This is a genomic window from Bacillus sp. JK106 (genome assembly GCF_053663355.1).
In genome coordinates, this window is the sequence record NZ_JBSJQC010000002.1 from 1,050,411 (window position 1) to 1,065,307 (window position 14,897).

Consider the following 14,897-nt stretch of genomic DNA (forward strand, 5'->3'; position numbering starts at 1 on the left):
CCTCATTTTGGTCTGACCCCGTTTTTTAACGACTGGCTGACAGTAAAATGACCTTCTGTTTTCTCAAAGACCTCCTCCATTGTTACACCTTCCTGCAGTTCGGTGAGCGTCATACGGCCATCATGAAAATCGAATACAGCCAAATCTGTGATCAGCCGATCGACCACCTGCCTGCCGGTTAAAGGCAGCGTACATTCCGTTCTCACTTTAGATTCCCCATATTTATTAACATGCTCCATAATGACAATAATCCGTTTTGCTCCGTGCACCAGGTCCATGGCGCCGCCCATTCCTTTGATCATTTTTCCGGGGATCATCCAGTTCGCCAAATCTCCCCGTTCGGACACTTCCATCCCGCCGAGAATCGCTACATCAATGTGGCCGCCGCGAATCATGGCAAAGGATTCGGCACTGTCAAAATACGAGGCTCCCTTTACCTCGGTAATGGTTTCTTTTCCCGCATTGATCAGATCGGGGTCCTCCGTTCCTTCCGCCGGATAAGGCCCGATCCCGAGCAAGCCGTTTTCAGACTGAAGCAGGACGTTATAATCATTCGGTATCTCATTGGCTACAAGCGTCGGCATCCCTATCCCCAAGTTCACATTCATTCCGTCCTTTATTTCCTTTACAGCCCGTTTGATCATTCGTTTTCTGCTATCTCTCATTCTGTCAGCCTCCTTTATCATGCTTGCCGGACGGTGCGGCGTTCAATCCGTTTTTCATGAATCCCGCCAAGCAGCACGTGCTGCACAAAAATACCCGGCGTATGAATTTGATCGGGATCAAGCTCTCCGGCATCGACGATTTCTTCAGCCTCTGCAATCGTCACTTTGCCTGCCATTGCAGCGAGCGGATTGAAATTTCTCGCCGTCTTTCTGAACATCAGGTTGCCCAGAGGATCGGCTTTCCAGGCCTTTACGATGGCGGCGTTCCCTGTAATCCCTTTCTCCAGAAGATAGGTGCGTCCGTCAAATGTCTTATGTTCTTTTCCCTCGGCTACTGATGTTCCGACGCCCGCAGGTGTATAAAACGCCGGAATGCCCGCCCCTCCCGCGCGAATTCTTTCTGCGAGCGTTCCTTGGGGCACCAATTCGACTTCCAGCTCTCCGCTTAAAAACTGCCGTTCAAAGGTTTTGTTTTCTCCGACATAGGATGCGACCATTTTTTTGATCTGCCGGTTTGCAAGCAAGAGGCCTAACCCCCAATCATCAACACCGCAGTTATTACTGACAACGGTCAAGTTTTTCACGCCGCTGTCCCTGATCGCGAGAATTAATTGTTCCGGAATGCCGCACAGGCCGAAGCCTCCTGCGATGAGGGTGTCTCCGTCCTTGATCAGTGCAGCAGCATCTTTATAAGAGTCCATCACTTTTCCTTTTCCCATATTCGTTTCCCCTTTCTGTTTTGGCTACACAAGGCCCGTCAGACTGTAAATGGCGATGATGACAAACACAGCGGCTGTTTTAATGACGGTAATGGCAAAGATATCCTTGTAGGATTGGCGGTGGGTCAACCCGGTGACCGCGAGCAGCGTAATGACGGCGCCATTATGCGGAAGAGTGTCCATCCCGCCGGAGGCCATCGAAATCACCCGGTGCATGACCTCCGGCGGGATGTGGAATGTATTGATTGCTTCTGTATACGCTGCTGACATCGTGCTTAAAGCGATGCCCATTCCTCCTGATGCCGATCCTGTAATCCCGGCAAGCGCAGTGGTCGTCACCGCTCCGTTGACGAGCGGATCAGTAAACGTCTGCGATATGCCGCTGCTGACCATTTTAAAGCCGGGAAGCGCCGCAATGATGCCGCCAAATCCGTATTCGGCTCCTGTATTCATCGACGCCAGCAAGGCGCCCCCGATGCCCTCATTCAGTCCTTCTTTCAAATTGAAGAGGACTTTTTTCCAATCGAACAAAATCGTTGTCATGATTCCGATGAACAGTGCGAGTTCTACTGACCAGATCGCAGTGACGGAGGAAAGGTCAATCTTCCCGAACGCTTCTAAACCGAGCTGCGCAAAATCAAATCCGTCAGGGTACCAATGCGGGAGCCACATCGTGAAGCATTTGTTCATGACCCCCACAAGGATAAGCGGAACAAAGGCGAGCACTTGCCGCGCGGGGCTGGGTTCTGCCTCCTGCGGTAAAACAGGCGTATGTTTTTCATTAGTCAGACCTGAGGATTCCTCTGCAGCGGAAACTTCAGATTGAAATCCAGCATAGCCTTCTCCGGCATTGGCCGCTTTTTTGCGCCGGGATTCTAAATAAATCATTCCGGCCGTAAGCACAAATGCTGCACCAATCAGTCCGAGCCAGGGAGCGGCATAAATGTTTGTTTTAAAAAAAGCTGTCGGAATGACATTTTGAATTTGCGGTGTGCCGGGAAGCGCATCCATTGTAAATGTAAAGGCGCCCAATGCAATCGTACCGGGTATCAGACGCTTGGGAATATCAGCTTTAATAAATAGGTTTTTAGCAAACGGATAAATGGCAAACACCGCTACGAAGAGACTGACGCCGCTGTACGTTAAAATCGCACCCATTAAGACGATGGCGAGAATGGCTCTTTTTGCTCCCACAAGCCTGACGATTGTTTTTGCAATCGACTCGGCGAGCCCGGATATTTCAACAACCTTGCCAAAAACGGCCCCTAAAAGAAATACGGGAAAATACAGCTTAATAAATCCTACCATCTTCTCCATAAATATATTCGAGAAGAAAGGAAGTACGAAGCTTGGATCTGTAAGAAGCACGGCAAACAGCGCACAAATCGGGGCGAATAAAATGACTGAAAAGCCCCGGTATGCCGCAAACATCAGCATGCCTAATGCCAATAAAATAATAACAATGTCCACAAATCCCCCTCTTTTCTGCTCAATATTAGTAAGCGCTTACAAAAATCGAGAAAATAAAGCAAAAAACATGCCGGTTTTGCACAGTTTCTGAGGCTGAAAAAATGTGCATCACGGTGAATTTTCCGTTTTGGCGAAAAAAAAGGAGATTCTTGCTGCATGATATTGAATGGCTGAGCAGCGAGTTTTTTTTAGGATAGTGAGATGGATCAGAGAGGATTTTTGCTTTATAAATATGTATTCTTTTTTCTTTCATTTATTTCCTGCAAGAGGAACCGATAAAATCCGGCCCTCCTGCATGGTCATTCAGCCAAGGACAACCGGAAGCTCTTTGAGCGATCTAAAACCAATGAGCTTGCGGTATTCAAGGCGGTGTGCGGCCAGCCGAAGCTTAGGTATCCGCTCAAACAGTGTGAGAATTGCAATTTGTGCTTCGATGCGCGCTAATGAGGAGCCTATGCAAAAATGGGCGTTCTTTCCGAATGCAAGATGCGGATTCGGTTTTCTTCGGATATCCATTTTATGAGGCTGATCGAATATGCTTGGATCGCGATTGGCCGCTCCTAAAAGGATATATACCTGCTCTCCTTTTTTTATGGTCTTCCCATTTATTTCACAGTCTTCTGAAGCGGTGCGTGCCGTCAGCTGCGCGGGGCTGTCGTAGCGCAGACATTCCTCGACAGCAGTTTCAATAAGCGAGGGGTTTTCTCTCAGTGCGCTAAGCTGTTCAGGGTGTTTCAACAAAGTAAACACACCGTTGCTCATGAGATTTACCGTTGTCTCGTGTCCGGCTATGACAAGTAAGATACATGTCGCGAGTACTTCGTCTTTTGAAAGCTGTTTCCCCATAATAAACCTGCTGATTAAGTCTTCCTGAGGATGTGCTTTCCGCTCGTGAATCAAATCTCTGAAATATGCAGTCAGCCTGCCTGCGGTGTCGCTTGCTCTGACTAACGTCTTTCTTGACCGGGTAAGATCAATGGCTTGAATGACGTCTGCCGTCCATTGTCTGAATTGATATCTCTCCTCTTTCGGCACTCCGAGTATCTCCGCAATGATGAGGCTTGCCAATGGAAAGGCAAACTCTGAAACAAGGTCTGCGGTTTTTTTGTTTTGGATTTGATCCAACAAGTCATGAACCGTTTCTTTTATACAGGGGCGAAGTGATTCCGCCGTCTTTGCGGTAAATTCTTTACCTATAAGCATCCGCATCCGCTTATGGTCTGATTGATTTTTAAATAACAGCATATCGTGCTGGATATGCGATAGATTTTGATATTTCGTTGAAGCTTCCGGAAAAGGAATGCGGTTTTTAAATCGGGTGTCTTTCAGAATCGATGCCGCCTCTTTGTACCCGGTGACATACCAGCCCGGATGTTTTAATACGGTTCCTTTATAAACAGGATCAATGGATCGCAGTTTTTCATAAAACGGGTAAGGGTCATTCCAAAAATCCGCATCGGCATGGAGAGACGGATGTGCACTTGATAGGCCCGCCGTCATCTTATACCTCCGTATTGCAGGCGGATTGCAGGCCGGCTTTCATTTCTTCAACGGATTCGACTTCAAACCCTAAATCATGGAGCATTTGATGATCCTCTGTTTCATGCTGCCCTGCTGTCGTTAAGTAATCTCCGACGAAAATCGAATTTGCGGCGTAAAGTCCCAGCGGCTGCAGCGAACGAAGGTTGACTTCCCGGCCTCCTGAGATACGGATTTCTTTTGTCGGATTGATAAAACGGAACAAGGCGAGCACTTTCAGGCAATACACCGGATGTAATTCGCTTACCCCTTCTAACGGAGTTCCGTCAATCGCATGCAGAAAATTAACCGGGATGCTGTCGGCGTCAAGCGCTTTTAAGCTGTTCGCCATATCAATGACGTCCTGTTTCGTTTCTTTCATGCCGACGATGACACCCGAACAAGGCGACATCCCCGATTGTTTCGCCGTTTCCACCGTATTGACCCTGTCGTCATACGTGTGGGAGGTCGTAATGTTTGAATGATTCCTTTGTGATGTATTGATGTTATGATTGTACCGGTCTACTCCTGCCTGTTTCAGCCGCTCTGCCTGTTCCGGCTTCAGCAGACCGAGGCATGCGCAGATTTTTAAACCGTACGTTTCTTTAATTTCTTTGACAGCATCAACAACTTGATCTACTTCTCTGTTCGACGGTCCCCGCCCGCTGGCGACGATGCAGTATGTCCCTATATTCAGGTCATGGGCGCGTTTTGCCCCCTTAAGCAATATATGCTTATCCACCATCCGATAAGACTCGATCGGCGCTTTTGATATTGAAGATTGTGAACAGTACCCGCAATTTTCCGGACACAGGCCTGATTTTGCATTCATAATCATATTCAGCTTTACTTTTTTTCCGTAAAATCGTTTTCTGATATGAAAAGCGGCATGCATCAGCAATAAAAGATCCTCATCAGGACAATTTAAAATGGCCAGCGCTTCTTGATTCGTTACTTCCGCCCCGTCCAGCACTCTCTCTGCAAGATCCATCCATTGATTCATGTTTATCTCCCCATTTGTGTCAGATTCATGAAAGAGGAAACATCTATATGTTTCTCAATCATGTGTTGAATGTTTTCCGGTGAAACGAGATCCAGCTTCGGTGTGATTCCCAAAATCGGAACTTTGCATAATGTTTCAATCATGCTCGGGTTTGTCTTCTCGTCCAGCCCCGGCCGGCTCTTTACGCCGTTGATCATAATGCCGAGAACCTCTATTCCCATGTTTTTCGCATATTCAACGGTTAAATATGTGTGATTGATGGTTCCGAGATCAGGCCTGGCGACAATCACTGCCGGTAATTCCAAGGCTTTTATCAAATCACTGACTAAGTAATTTTCACCAAGCGGAACGGAAATGCCGCCTGCCCCCTCGACGATGAAACACTCATGACGATTTTTGATCTTACTCCAGTGGGCCATGACTTCATCCATGCTCACGGATTTCCCCTCAAGCATGGCGGCCGTGTACGGCGCAAGCGGCTCTTTCCATTCAAATGGCGTGATTTCTTCATGAGACAGTGCGGTTTGTGACATGTTTTTCAACAGCGAGGTGTCACTTTCCGGATGAGTCCGCGGCACGCCGCTTAAAAACGGCTTAAACACTCCGATATCCGCCTGTTTCTGCCTGAATGCCGCGGCAAGTCCGCAAGAAACGATGGTTTTTCCGACGCCGGTATCTGTTCCTGTGACAAAAAAACTTCTCATTTGTTTATATTCAGCTCTTTTCTAATGGAATCAAATGCTTCTGTCAGCTCGTCTATGTCCTGTAAGCTGCGATCCGCCGTAACGGTCAGCCTGATTCTGCTTTCGCCTTCCGGAACGGCGGGCGGGCGGATGGCCGGGGCGCAGATTCCCTTTTTCTCAAGCAGTGCAGCGGCTGAAACCGCTGTTTTTGCATCACCGATGATAACGGGGATAATCGGTGTATCCCCGCCTCTTACGATAAAGCCCATATCGGCCAGACGCGTTTTTATCTTTTTGACAGACGACTGCAGCTCACGGCGCGTACCGTGCATATCTGATATGAGGTCAAATGCCGTATGCGAAGCCGCACAAATTGACGGAGGGAGGGCCGTCTGAAAAATAAACGTCCTCGCCTGATTCAGCAAAAAATCAATGAAAATGTTTGATCCCGCGGCAAAACCGCCTTCCGTTCCGACTGCTTTGCTTAATGTGCCGATGACAACATCAGGACAAACACCGAAATAGTCACTGGTTCCCCCGCCGTTTTCTCCGAGTACACCGGTTGCATGCGCGTCATCTGCTATCACAAATGCCTGGTACTGCTTTGCAAGCGCCATTATGCGGTCAAGAGGCGCAATTGTGCCGTCCATGCTGAAAACGCCGTCTGTGACGATAAAGCGGCGGTTCCGCGTCTGGACGGAGGCAAGTTTTTTCTCAAGATCATCCATATCAATATGGCGGTACACGATGGTTTCCGCTTTTGATAAACGGCAGCCGTCAACAATGCTCGCATGGTTCAGTTGATCGCTTAAAATGACATCGCCTTTTTGAGGCAGTGAGGCAAGCACGCCGATATTCGCCAAGTAACCGCTTGAAAACAATAAAGCCGCTTCCGTCTGTTTAAAATCCGCGATTGTTTGTTCAAGTTTTTCGTGCCACACAGTATTTCCTGTCGTTAACCGTGAGCCGCCGCTTCCCGCTCCGAACCGGCTCAGCGCTGTTTGCGCGGCTGTGATCAGCCGTTCATCTTTTGACAGACCTAAATAGTCATTGGACGCCCAGGTCTGCCGCTTTTGCCCTTTGGTTTTAAGAGCGGTTTCCTGTGTTCGCAGCGTCCGATACAGCCCGTCTCTTTTCACCGCATCGAGCCTTCCGAGGAGCCATCCGTCAAAATCCACGGCCGGTCACCTCGGCTATCGCTTCTTTCATAATGGATATCATGGCTTGTAACTGGTCGGTTGTGCTGGCGAGCGGCGGCAGAAAGGCGATGACGTCACCGAGCGGCCGTGTCAGCATACCCAGCTCTCTCATTTTCAAGGACACCTTGTATCCCATCCGCTTTTCAGGCGGATAAGGCTGTTTTGTCCCCTTATCCTGCACAAGCTCTATGCCGCACATCAAACCGAGCTGGCGGACATCGCCGACATGAGGAAGCTGCTTCAGATCATGAAGAAATTTCGCAGCCGTTTTTGATTTTTCGGCGACTCGTTCAACGATGCGCTCTGATTCGAATAAACGCAGATTTTCAATTGCCGCGGCACAGCCAAGCTGATTTCCTGTATAGGAATGGCCGTGGAAAAATGTTTTCATTTTGTCGTAGTCATCGTAGAAGGCTTCATAAATGGCTTCTGTGGCAAACGTCACAGCGATCGGCAAATAGCCTCCCGTAATGCCTTTCCCTGCCGCCATCAAGTCCGGCTGGACATTTTCATGCTCGCAGGCAAACATTTTTCCGGTGCGGCCGAACCCCGTCGCCACTTCGTCAACGATCATTAACACATCATATGCCGTACACAGCTTTCGTACGCCTGCCAGAAAGCCTTCAGGCATGACGATCATCCCGGATGCGCCTTGCACCATCGATTCAATCGTAAGTGCGGCAATCTCTTCGTGGTGCTTTGCAAGCAGCTGTTCGAGCGCGTGAAGGCATTCATCCCGGCACTGTATGGGGTCGCCGCTTTCAGATCTGTATACATAAGGAATCGGGGCTTTGTAGCTTTCAAACATCAGCGGGCCGTACACATGGTGGAAGAGTTCAATGGAGCCGACGCTGACGGCTCCGATCGTATCGCCGTGATAGCCGTTCTGCATCGAAATAAACGTCTGCTTCTTAGGTCTCCCTACGTTTTTCCAGTATTGAAAGGCCATTTTCAGAGCGATTTCCATTGCTTCCGCTCCGCTGTCGGAGTAAAAAACGCGCGTCAGCTTTTCCGGTGTGATGCCCGTCAGCATCTCCGCAAGTTCTGTTGCGGGAACGTTTGTCATACCCAGCAAAGTCGAATGAGCGATTTTTTCAAGCTGTTTTTGAATCGCTTCATCCATTTCTTTTTTGCGGTGGCCGTGTACATTGAGCCATACTGAAGAAAAGCCGTCATAATATTCTTTGCCGCTGATGTCTTTCAGCATGATCCCGTTTCCGCTTTCAATGATTAACGGATCTTCATCGTAATCTTTCATTTGTGTGAAAGGCAGCCAAAGATGCTGTTTGCTTTTTTCAATCATTGATTGTTTCATATGTTCTCCTCCCGCTGAATGAATACAGGCTGCTTCTCTAAAAAATGGATACAGCTCTCCGTATCTATGGAGCCATCAGTAAAGAAAACCCGGCATCCCCTTTCATCTCCGGCATTCTTCATCTTGGCAATCCGCTGATATCCCAGCTTCTTTGCGGCAACGTAGCCTGTTATGTAATCAGGGTCATCTGACCAGCACAATTCGGCAATAATTCCCGGATGTGCGCAAACTTTTGCCGCGATGGCATGTGCTTCTTTTATTCGTGAATTTTCCGGCATGTTGTGAGTAAAAGCCCATTTTTGAAAATCATGTGACGGCCAATCCACTCGGGATACCCGCACACCTCTATTTCCTCTGCCGTCAATGCGTTTTCCTGCCCGGATATCAAACAGGACCGCTCCTCTTGCTTCTGCATATTCCGTAATGTTTTCGTACGCTTTCTCTATCATGTGCGGAGGAATCCCCGCCTTTTGCAGAAGCTTGCGGGCAATTGCTTGTCCTTTTTCCGGCGTGTCTGTTTGATGGAGGGCAACCGGCAAAGGGCGGATCGTTTCGATCGGTTCATGAACGCTTTCAAGCTGAATCTGCATAAAATCAGGTATCCCTCTTGAATGTGAGAAGCCTTTATGTAATAAGCCATCTACCGCTTCCTGTAAACCGCTGTAAGTGATGAGCCGTTCTCCGCCGGAAATATGTTTTCCGCCCTGCTCATGGGGGGCGTTTCGGGAAGCTCTCATTCTGACGCTGTAATAGGTCTCTTCCCGCATGAAAATTTCCCTCCTTTCTTTTATTTCGAAATTTAATGTTAACCAAAATAATAAAAGGTTAACACTCATACAGAATATTAGTGTCTTGCACGTAATATGTCAACCTAAACTATAAAACTGTTAACTTAATGGGTTTTACAAAGCCTCATTACGTTTTCATGTTTTGTTCATATTTTAGTAATTGTTTATTCAACACTGTCCGCTAAAGTAATCCATATCAACAAATAGGACAGCGATCCGCATCTTACTTATGAAGGGAGGTCAAAACCGGATGCCGTTATGCTGAAAGAAAAAGTAAAGACAGCAGGCCGTTTTTGCACCGTGGGCGCCGGCAATACGCTGATCGATTTTGGTGTCTTCTTTCTTCTCACCGCTTGCCATGTCCCCTATCTGCCGGCGCAGATCTGCTCCTATTCGGCAGGGATCATCAACAGCTATGTGTGGAACCGGAAGTGGACGTTTCGTGTAAAGCGCAAGGCTGGCGGGAAAGAGATCGTGCGCTTTCTCATCATTAATCTTGCCGCGTCGGGAATCACCTTTTTGCTGCTGTACGCGTTTCAAAAAGGCGGCTGTTCGCTTTTGGTGAGTAAGCTCGCCGCCACTATCGGCGGAATGATGATGAATTTTATCGGAAACCGAATCTGGGTATTTGGAGATTCGCTGAAAAACATACAGGATCAGGAGTGAAGATGGATGAGAAAAAAAGTGAGAAAAGCGGTCATCCCCGCAGCGGGTTTAGGAACGAGATTTCTGCCGGCGACAAAGGCGCAGCCGAAAGAAATGCTGCCGATCGTCGACAAACCGGCAATCCAATATATTGTCGAAGAGGCCGCAGCGTCAGGAATTGAAGATATACTGATTATTACAGGGAGAAACAAACGCTCGATTGAAGATCATTTTGACCGGTCGGCGGAGTTGGAATTCAATCTTGAGGAAAAAGGCAAGTCAGAGACGCTGAAGGAAATGCAGCGGATTGCCGATTTGGCCAATATTCATTACATCCGTCAGAAAGAACCGCTCGGACTAGGCCATGCGGTGCTGTGTGCGGAGCATTTTATCGGAGATGAGCCTTTTGCCGTTCTCTTAGGTGATGATATTATGGTATCTGACACTCCCGCTCTTTCACAGCTCATAGACGTCTATAACCAACACGGCACAGAAACGATCGGCGTACAGCCCGTCGATCCTGCTGATGTCAGCAAATATGGTATTATACAGACGGGGCGGCAGAGCGGTCATGTGTACCGGGTTGAGGATCTGATTGAGAAACCGGCCGTTGAAAAGGCGCCCTCTCATATTGCCGTGTTGGGTCGTTACATATTAACCCCTGCCATTTTTAAAGCGCTGAAGACGATCGGAAGAGGCGCGGGCAGCGAAATCCAATTGACAGACGCGCTGCGCGAAGTATGCCGCACCCGAAGCATTTACGCGCGGGAGCTTGAAGGAAGCCGGTTTGATATAGGAGATAAGTTCGGCTGTTTTAAGGCCGGCACGGAGATCGGGCTTCTGCGGGAAGAAATGAGACCGAAACTTTTAGCTTATTTAGAAGAGGTGTTAAAAAGAGAATCTGAAGAAATCGTGCGTTAAAAAATAATTTGTAACCATTTTGCTTGTCAATCAGTCATATAATTGGGTAAAAAGATAAAGAGGTTGTGAACAGTGTGGGCAATTTTATTAATGAAATATTATCCTGGCTGACAAGTATGGGCTATTTAGGGATTGCGCTCGGATTAATGATCGAAATCATTCCGAGTGAAATCGTTCTGGCTTACGGAGGCTATATGGTGTCAGAAGGCACGATCAGCTTTATCGGCGCCATTGTCGCCGGTGTGATCGGGGGAACGATCGCGCAGTGCTTTATTTACTGGATCGCCCGTTATGGGGGACGGCCGTTTTTGGACAAGTACGGCAAGTACTTACTTCTGAAAAAGCATCATGTTGATGTTGCGGAAAACTGGTTTCGCCGTTACGGCGCCGGCGTTGTGTTCTCGGCGCGTTTTATCCCGGTCGTCAGACATGCGATCTCCATCCCGGCCGGCCTTGCGAAAATGCCTCTTTCCAAGTTTGTCATATTGACGACGCTTGCCATTATTCCGTGGTCTGTCATTTTCGTTTATCTCGGGTATCAGCTCGGGGGACAGTGGAAAGACGTAGACAGCTATGCCGGAATGTATACAACTCCGATCATTATATTGGCTCTCGTATTTATTGTTGTTTATTTTGTTGTGAAGAAAATGAGATCAAGACTGTGAAAAAAGACTGCATAAGAACGGCTGCCGAGCCGGATCTATGCAGTCTTTTTTTATTTATACCGGGTATACGGGGTGTTTCCGGTGTGTGAATGTCAGTTGTTTGGACATGTAAGCAGTGAGGCGTTTATTGAGTTCTTCCCGCAAGGAATCAGCAGGAACAATGCCGTCAATCACCATTTCAGAGGCAAGCCGGTAAAGGTTAATGTCTTCCTTATATTCATCACGCTTTTCTTGAATAAAAGCCGGCCTTTCTTCAGGGGCCAGCTCGCTGATTTTGTTTGCGTAGACCGCATTCACCGCTGCTTCAGGACCCATTACGGCAATTTGCGCAGTCGGAAGCGCTAAACAGCAGTCCGGTTCAAAAGCAGGCCCCGCCATCGCGTATAATCCGGCACCGTAGGCTTTTCTGACGATAACGGAAAGCTTCGGAACAGTCGCTTCCGCCATTGCGGAGATCATTTTTGCGCCATGCCTGATGATGCCCGCCTGCTCAACCTTCGTTCCGATCATGAATCCGGGAATGTCTGCTAAAAACAGAAGCGGAATATGGAATGCGTCGCACAAAGCGATAAATTTTGCGGCTTTATCCGCCGAATCGAGAAATAAAACTCCGCCTTTGACACGCGGCTGATTGGCGATAATGCCGACCGGCTGTCCGTGAATCCGCGCAAGCCCCGTTATTAATTCCTGCGCAAATAACGGTTTGATCTCAAAAAATGAGTCTTCATCAATAACACGTTCAATTAAATCCATCATGTTGAACGGTGCGTTTTGATGTGCCGGGATGACATCTGAGAGCGGTTTTTCAAAAGCTTTCGGGTTCTTAGATTTGTTGACGGGCGCTTTTTCAGTATAATTTGCCGGAAAGTAGCTGAGATATGTCTGCGCCATCAAGATTGCTTCCTGTTCCGTCGGGGCGAGGAGATCACCGCAGCCTGATACGGAACAATGCATACGGGCGCCGCCCATTTCTTCAAGCGATACTTTCTCGCCGATCACCATTTCTGCCATGCGCGGGGAACCTAAGTACATGGATGCATTGCCTTCGACCATAATGACAATGTCGCAAAAGGCCGGAATGTAAGCGCCGCCTGCAGCGGAAGGACCGAACAATAAACAGATTTGCGGAATGCGGCCCGACAGCTTTACTTGATTATAAAAGATGCGGCCGGCTCCCCTTCTGCCCGGGAACATGTCGACCTGATCCGTAATTCTCGCACCTGCGGAATCGACTAAGTACAAGAGCGGACACTGAAGCTTCTCCGCTGTCTCCTGAATGCGGATGATTTTTTCCACCGTTTTCGCGCCCCACGAGCCCGCCTTTACGGTTGAGTCATTTGCCATCACACAAACGGTTCTGCCGCCGATGGTTCCGATCCCGGTAACGACCCCGTCAGCCGGCAGTCCGTCTGACATGCACTCGGCGAAAAAAGCGTCTTCAACGGATATGCCGTCATCGAATAAAAGCTTCAGCCTGTCTCTTACAAAAAGTTTCCCCTTCTTTTCATTGCTTGCGTGATATTTCGCGGCTCCTCCCTTTTCAATCGTTTTGCTGCGTGTCTGCCGTTCTTTTTCGTAATCCATCCGAGTCCCTCCATGTTTTATTTTCCTTTGTATTCAGGGGGTCTTTTTTCTTTAAAAGCGCGCAGGCCCTCTTCTCTGTCAAGTGTGGGGATGACTTGTTCATATGCTTTTCGTTCGATTTCGAGCCCTGTATTGAGATCTGTCTCCAGACCCTTGTTTATCGCGGATTTTGCTTGTCTGACGGCGATCGGCCCATTAGCGGCGATGCGGCCGGCCAGTGCTTTTGCTTTTTCCATAAGTTCATCGGCTTCACAAACATGCTCGATCAGCTTCATGTCTTTTCCCTCTTCGGCAGAAAGCCTTCGGCCGGTATAGATCAATTCTTTTGCCGCGCCGGGGCCGATAAGCCGGGGCAGTCTCTGCGTTCCGCCCGCCCCGGGAATGATTGCAAGCCCTGTTTCAGGAAGGCCGAGGCCCGCCCGGCTGACGGCTGTTCTGATATCGCAGGCGAGAGCGAGTTCAAGGCCTCCTCCGACAGCGGTTCCGTTCAGCGCTGCAATGACCGGCTGCGGGAGAGCTTCAATGGATGCAGCCGTTTCACCGATACGCCTGACGCTTTGCTTAACTTGTTCATGATTCATCCCCGCTCTCTCTTTTAAATCAGCGCCGGCGCAAAATGTGTTTCCGGAGCCGGTGAGAATGACACAGCGAATGGATGGCGAGTTTTTGATGTCTTCAATCACACGCTGTAAATGATCAATCATTTCTGAAGACAGTGAGTTGGCCGCATGCGGGCGGTTCAGCGTGATCAGACCGATCGTTCCTTGACAGACGGAATACAAGACGCAATCTCCCATGGCTTCTCCTTTCTCATTTCGTTCTGAATGCCTGCAGGTTTCTGCTTGGCAGATCTTTGCCTATTTTATCCGCGATCCAGCCGGCGGCATAAAGAAGTTTATTCATGTCCGTCCCGGTATCAATCCCCATTTGTTCGAGCATATAAATGACGTCTTCTGTGGCGGCGTTTCCTGCTGATCCCGGAGCATACGGACAGCCGCCAAGCCCGCCTGAGGAAGTATCGAAGGATGTAATCCCCATATCAAGAGCGGGAATGATATTCGCTAGAGCCGTTCCTCTTGTATCATGGAAATGGAGTGCGATTTTTGAGGCGGGAATTCTCGGCAAAAGGGCTTCAAGCACGGCTATGACCTGCAAGGGGTTTGCCGCGCCGATTGTGTCGCCGAGCGATATTTCATCAACATCCATTTCGAGCAGGGTGTCTGACAGGCGGATGACTTGTTCGACCGGCACGTTCTGTTCGTACGGACAGCCGAACACAGTGGACAGATAAGCTCTCGTCTCCATTTTTTCAGCTTTTGCTTCAGTAATAACCCGCCTGAGCTCTTGAACGGTCCGGTCAATCGGTTTGTTTACGTTTTTTTGGTTATGGGTTTCGCTTGCAGATAAAAATACACAGGCCTGATCGATTCCGCCTTCTGCAGCATGCTCCAGTCCGATGAGGTTCGGAACGAGAGCCGCGTAGACCGTATGTTCAGATCTGGCAATGCCTTTTGCGACGTCCAGGCTGTCACGAAGAGCCGGAATCCATCTCGGATGCACGAATGATGTCACTTCGATATAGGGAAGGCCTGTTTTTGACAGCATATTGATCCACTCAATCTTATCTTCTGTTTCCACCCACGCCGATTCATTCTGCAAGCCGTCACGCGGTCCTACTTCATTGATGCGGACATGTTTCGGACAGTTCATGCTGCACCTCCC

15 protein-coding genes are annotated in these 14,897 nt (G+C 48.8%); 3 read left to right on the plus strand and 12 right to left on the minus strand.

Translation table 11 applies throughout. The features are described from left to right. Nucleotides 1–2 precede the first annotated feature (2 nt). From ACWJJS_RS10275 to ACWJJS_RS10315, 9 genes are all read right to left on the minus strand, one after another. A complete protein-coding gene (locus ACWJJS_RS10275; protein ID WP_007410136.1) occupies nucleotides 3–665 on the minus strand; it encodes a CoA transferase subunit B in 663 nt (220 codons plus the stop codon). 17 nt (nucleotides 666–682) lie between these two features. Next, the gene (locus ACWJJS_RS10280; protein ID WP_003153920.1) at nucleotides 683–1,384 is read right to left on the minus strand and encodes a CoA transferase subunit A; all 702 of its coding nucleotides are present in this window, start codon (nucleotides 1,382–1,384) and stop codon (nucleotides 683–685) included. 24 nt (nucleotides 1,385–1,408) lie between these two features. Further along, the gene (locus tag ACWJJS_RS10285; protein WP_454023541.1) at nucleotides 1,409–2,854 is read right to left on the minus strand and encodes a GntP family permease; all 1,446 of its coding nucleotides are present in this window, start codon (nucleotides 2,852–2,854) and stop codon (nucleotides 1,409–1,411) included. A 303-nt stretch (nucleotides 2,855–3,157) separates the two neighbouring features. Beyond that, a complete protein-coding gene (locus tag ACWJJS_RS10290; protein ID WP_454023542.1) occupies nucleotides 3,158–4,354 on the minus strand; it encodes a cytochrome P450 in 1,197 nt (398 codons plus the stop codon). Between the two features lies 1 nt (nucleotide 4,355). After that, nucleotides 4,356–5,375 carry a biotin synthase BioB gene (gene bioB / locus ACWJJS_RS10295; protein ID WP_079004869.1) on the minus strand — a complete coding sequence of 340 codons (1,020 nt, stop codon included), beginning with the start codon at nucleotides 5,373–5,375 and terminating at the stop codon, nucleotides 4,356–4,358. Between the two features lie 2 nt (nucleotides 5,376–5,377). Continuing rightward, on the minus strand, nucleotides 5,378–6,079 hold the full coding sequence (gene bioD, locus ACWJJS_RS10300; protein ID WP_146276882.1) for a dethiobiotin synthase: 702 nt from the start codon (nucleotides 6,077–6,079) through the stop codon (nucleotides 5,378–5,380). Next, entirely contained in the window at nucleotides 6,076–7,236 is a 1,161-nt protein-coding gene (gene bioF, locus ACWJJS_RS10305) for an 8-amino-7-oxononanoate synthase (protein ID WP_454023543.1), read from the minus strand. The genes bioD and bioF overlap by 4 nt, the downstream gene beginning before the upstream one ends. Next, nucleotides 7,226–8,572, minus strand: coding sequence for an adenosylmethionine--8-amino-7-oxononanoate transaminase (gene bioA / locus ACWJJS_RS10310; RefSeq protein WP_317461499.1), 1,347 nt, complete (start codon nucleotides 8,570–8,572; stop codon nucleotides 7,226–7,228). The genes bioF and bioA overlap by 11 nt, the downstream gene beginning before the upstream one ends. Continuing rightward, nucleotides 8,569–9,339, minus strand: coding sequence for a 6-carboxyhexanoate--CoA ligase (locus ACWJJS_RS10315; protein ID WP_146276888.1), 771 nt, complete (start codon nucleotides 9,337–9,339; stop codon nucleotides 8,569–8,571). Before ACWJJS_RS10315 ends, bioA begins: the two co-directional genes overlap by 4 nt. A 279-nt stretch (nucleotides 9,340–9,618) precedes the next feature. On the opposite strand from ACWJJS_RS10315, the gene ACWJJS_RS10320 reads away from it, so the two are divergent. The 3 genes from ACWJJS_RS10320 to ACWJJS_RS10330 all read left to right on the plus strand — a co-directional run bounded on the left by ACWJJS_RS10320 (nucleotide 9,619) and on the right by ACWJJS_RS10330 (nucleotide 11,591). Continuing rightward, nucleotides 9,619–10,026 (plus strand): GtrA family protein, encoded by a 408-nt coding sequence (locus tag ACWJJS_RS10320; RefSeq protein WP_102422655.1) that lies wholly within the window; start codon nucleotides 9,619–9,621, stop codon nucleotides 10,024–10,026. Between the two features lie 6 nt (nucleotides 10,027–10,032). Beyond that, nucleotides 10,033–10,926 (plus strand): UTP--glucose-1-phosphate uridylyltransferase GalU, encoded by an 894-nt coding sequence (gene galU, locus ACWJJS_RS10325; protein WP_146276890.1) that lies wholly within the window; start codon nucleotides 10,033–10,035, stop codon nucleotides 10,924–10,926. A 74-nt stretch (nucleotides 10,927–11,000) separates the two neighbouring features. Further along, entirely contained in the window at nucleotides 11,001–11,591 is a 591-nt protein-coding gene (locus tag ACWJJS_RS10330) for a DedA family protein (RefSeq protein WP_003153904.1), read from the plus strand. A gap of 54 nt (nucleotides 11,592–11,645) precedes the next feature. On the opposite strand, the gene ACWJJS_RS10335 is transcribed toward ACWJJS_RS10330, so the two are convergent. From ACWJJS_RS10335 to ACWJJS_RS10345, 3 genes are read right to left on the minus strand one after another with little or no spacing between them, the layout of a single operon-like run. Next, a complete protein-coding gene (locus ACWJJS_RS10335) occupies nucleotides 11,646–13,175 on the minus strand; it encodes an acyl-CoA carboxylase subunit beta (protein WP_058906071.1) in 1,530 nt (509 codons plus the stop codon). A gap of 17 nt (nucleotides 13,176–13,192) precedes the next feature. After that, nucleotides 13,193–13,972: an enoyl-CoA hydratase gene (locus ACWJJS_RS10340; RefSeq protein ID WP_003153902.1), complete on the minus strand. Its 780-nt coding sequence runs from the start codon at nucleotides 13,970–13,972 to the stop codon at nucleotides 13,193–13,195. A 13-nt stretch (nucleotides 13,973–13,985) separates the two neighbouring features. Further along, nucleotides 13,986–14,885, minus strand: coding sequence for a hydroxymethylglutaryl-CoA lyase (locus tag ACWJJS_RS10345; RefSeq protein ID WP_003153901.1), 900 nt, complete (start codon nucleotides 14,883–14,885; stop codon nucleotides 13,986–13,988). Nucleotides 14,886–14,897: the final 12 nt, after the last annotated feature.

Bases quoted from the DNA above. Each gene is read 5' to 3' on its own strand.
- ACWJJS_RS10275 (WP_007410136.1), bottom strand. From the start codon at position 665: ATGAGAGATAGCAGAAAACGAATGATCAAACGGGCTGTAAAGGAAATA.
- ACWJJS_RS10280 (WP_003153920.1), bottom strand. From the start codon at position 1,384: ATGGGAAAAGGAAAAGTGATGGACTCTTATAAAGATGCTGCTGCACTG.
- ACWJJS_RS10290 (WP_454023542.1), bottom strand. From the start codon at position 4,354: ATGACGGCGGGCCTATCAAGTGCACATCCGTCTCTCCATGCCGATGCG.
- bioB (WP_079004869.1), bottom strand. From the start codon at position 5,375: ATGAATCAATGGATGGATCTTGCAGAGAGAGTGCTGGACGGGGCGGAA.
- bioD (WP_146276882.1), bottom strand. From the start codon at position 6,079: ATGAGAAGTTTTTTTGTCACAGGAACAGATACCGGCGTCGGAAAAACC.
- bioA (WP_317461499.1), bottom strand. From the start codon at position 8,572: ATGAAACAATCAATGATTGAAAAAAGCAAACAGCATCTTTGGCTGCCT.
- ACWJJS_RS10315 (WP_146276888.1), bottom strand. From the start codon at position 9,339: ATGCGGGAAGAGACCTATTACAGCGTCAGAATGAGAGCTTCCCGAAAC.
- ACWJJS_RS10320 (WP_102422655.1), top strand. From the start codon at position 9,619: ATGCTGAAAGAAAAAGTAAAGACAGCAGGCCGTTTTTGCACCGTGGGC.
- galU (WP_146276890.1), top strand. From the start codon at position 10,033: ATGAGAAAAAAAGTGAGAAAAGCGGTCATCCCCGCAGCGGGTTTAGGA.
- ACWJJS_RS10335 (WP_058906071.1), bottom strand. From the start codon at position 13,175: ATGGATTACGAAAAAGAACGGCAGACACGCAGCAAAACGATTGAAAAG.
- ACWJJS_RS10340 (WP_003153902.1), bottom strand. From the start codon at position 13,972: ATGGGAGATTGCGTCTTGTATTCCGTCTGTCAAGGAACGATCGGTCTG.
- ACWJJS_RS10345 (WP_003153901.1), bottom strand. From the start codon at position 14,885: ATGAACTGTCCGAAACATGTCCGCATCAATGAAGTAGGACCGCGTGAC.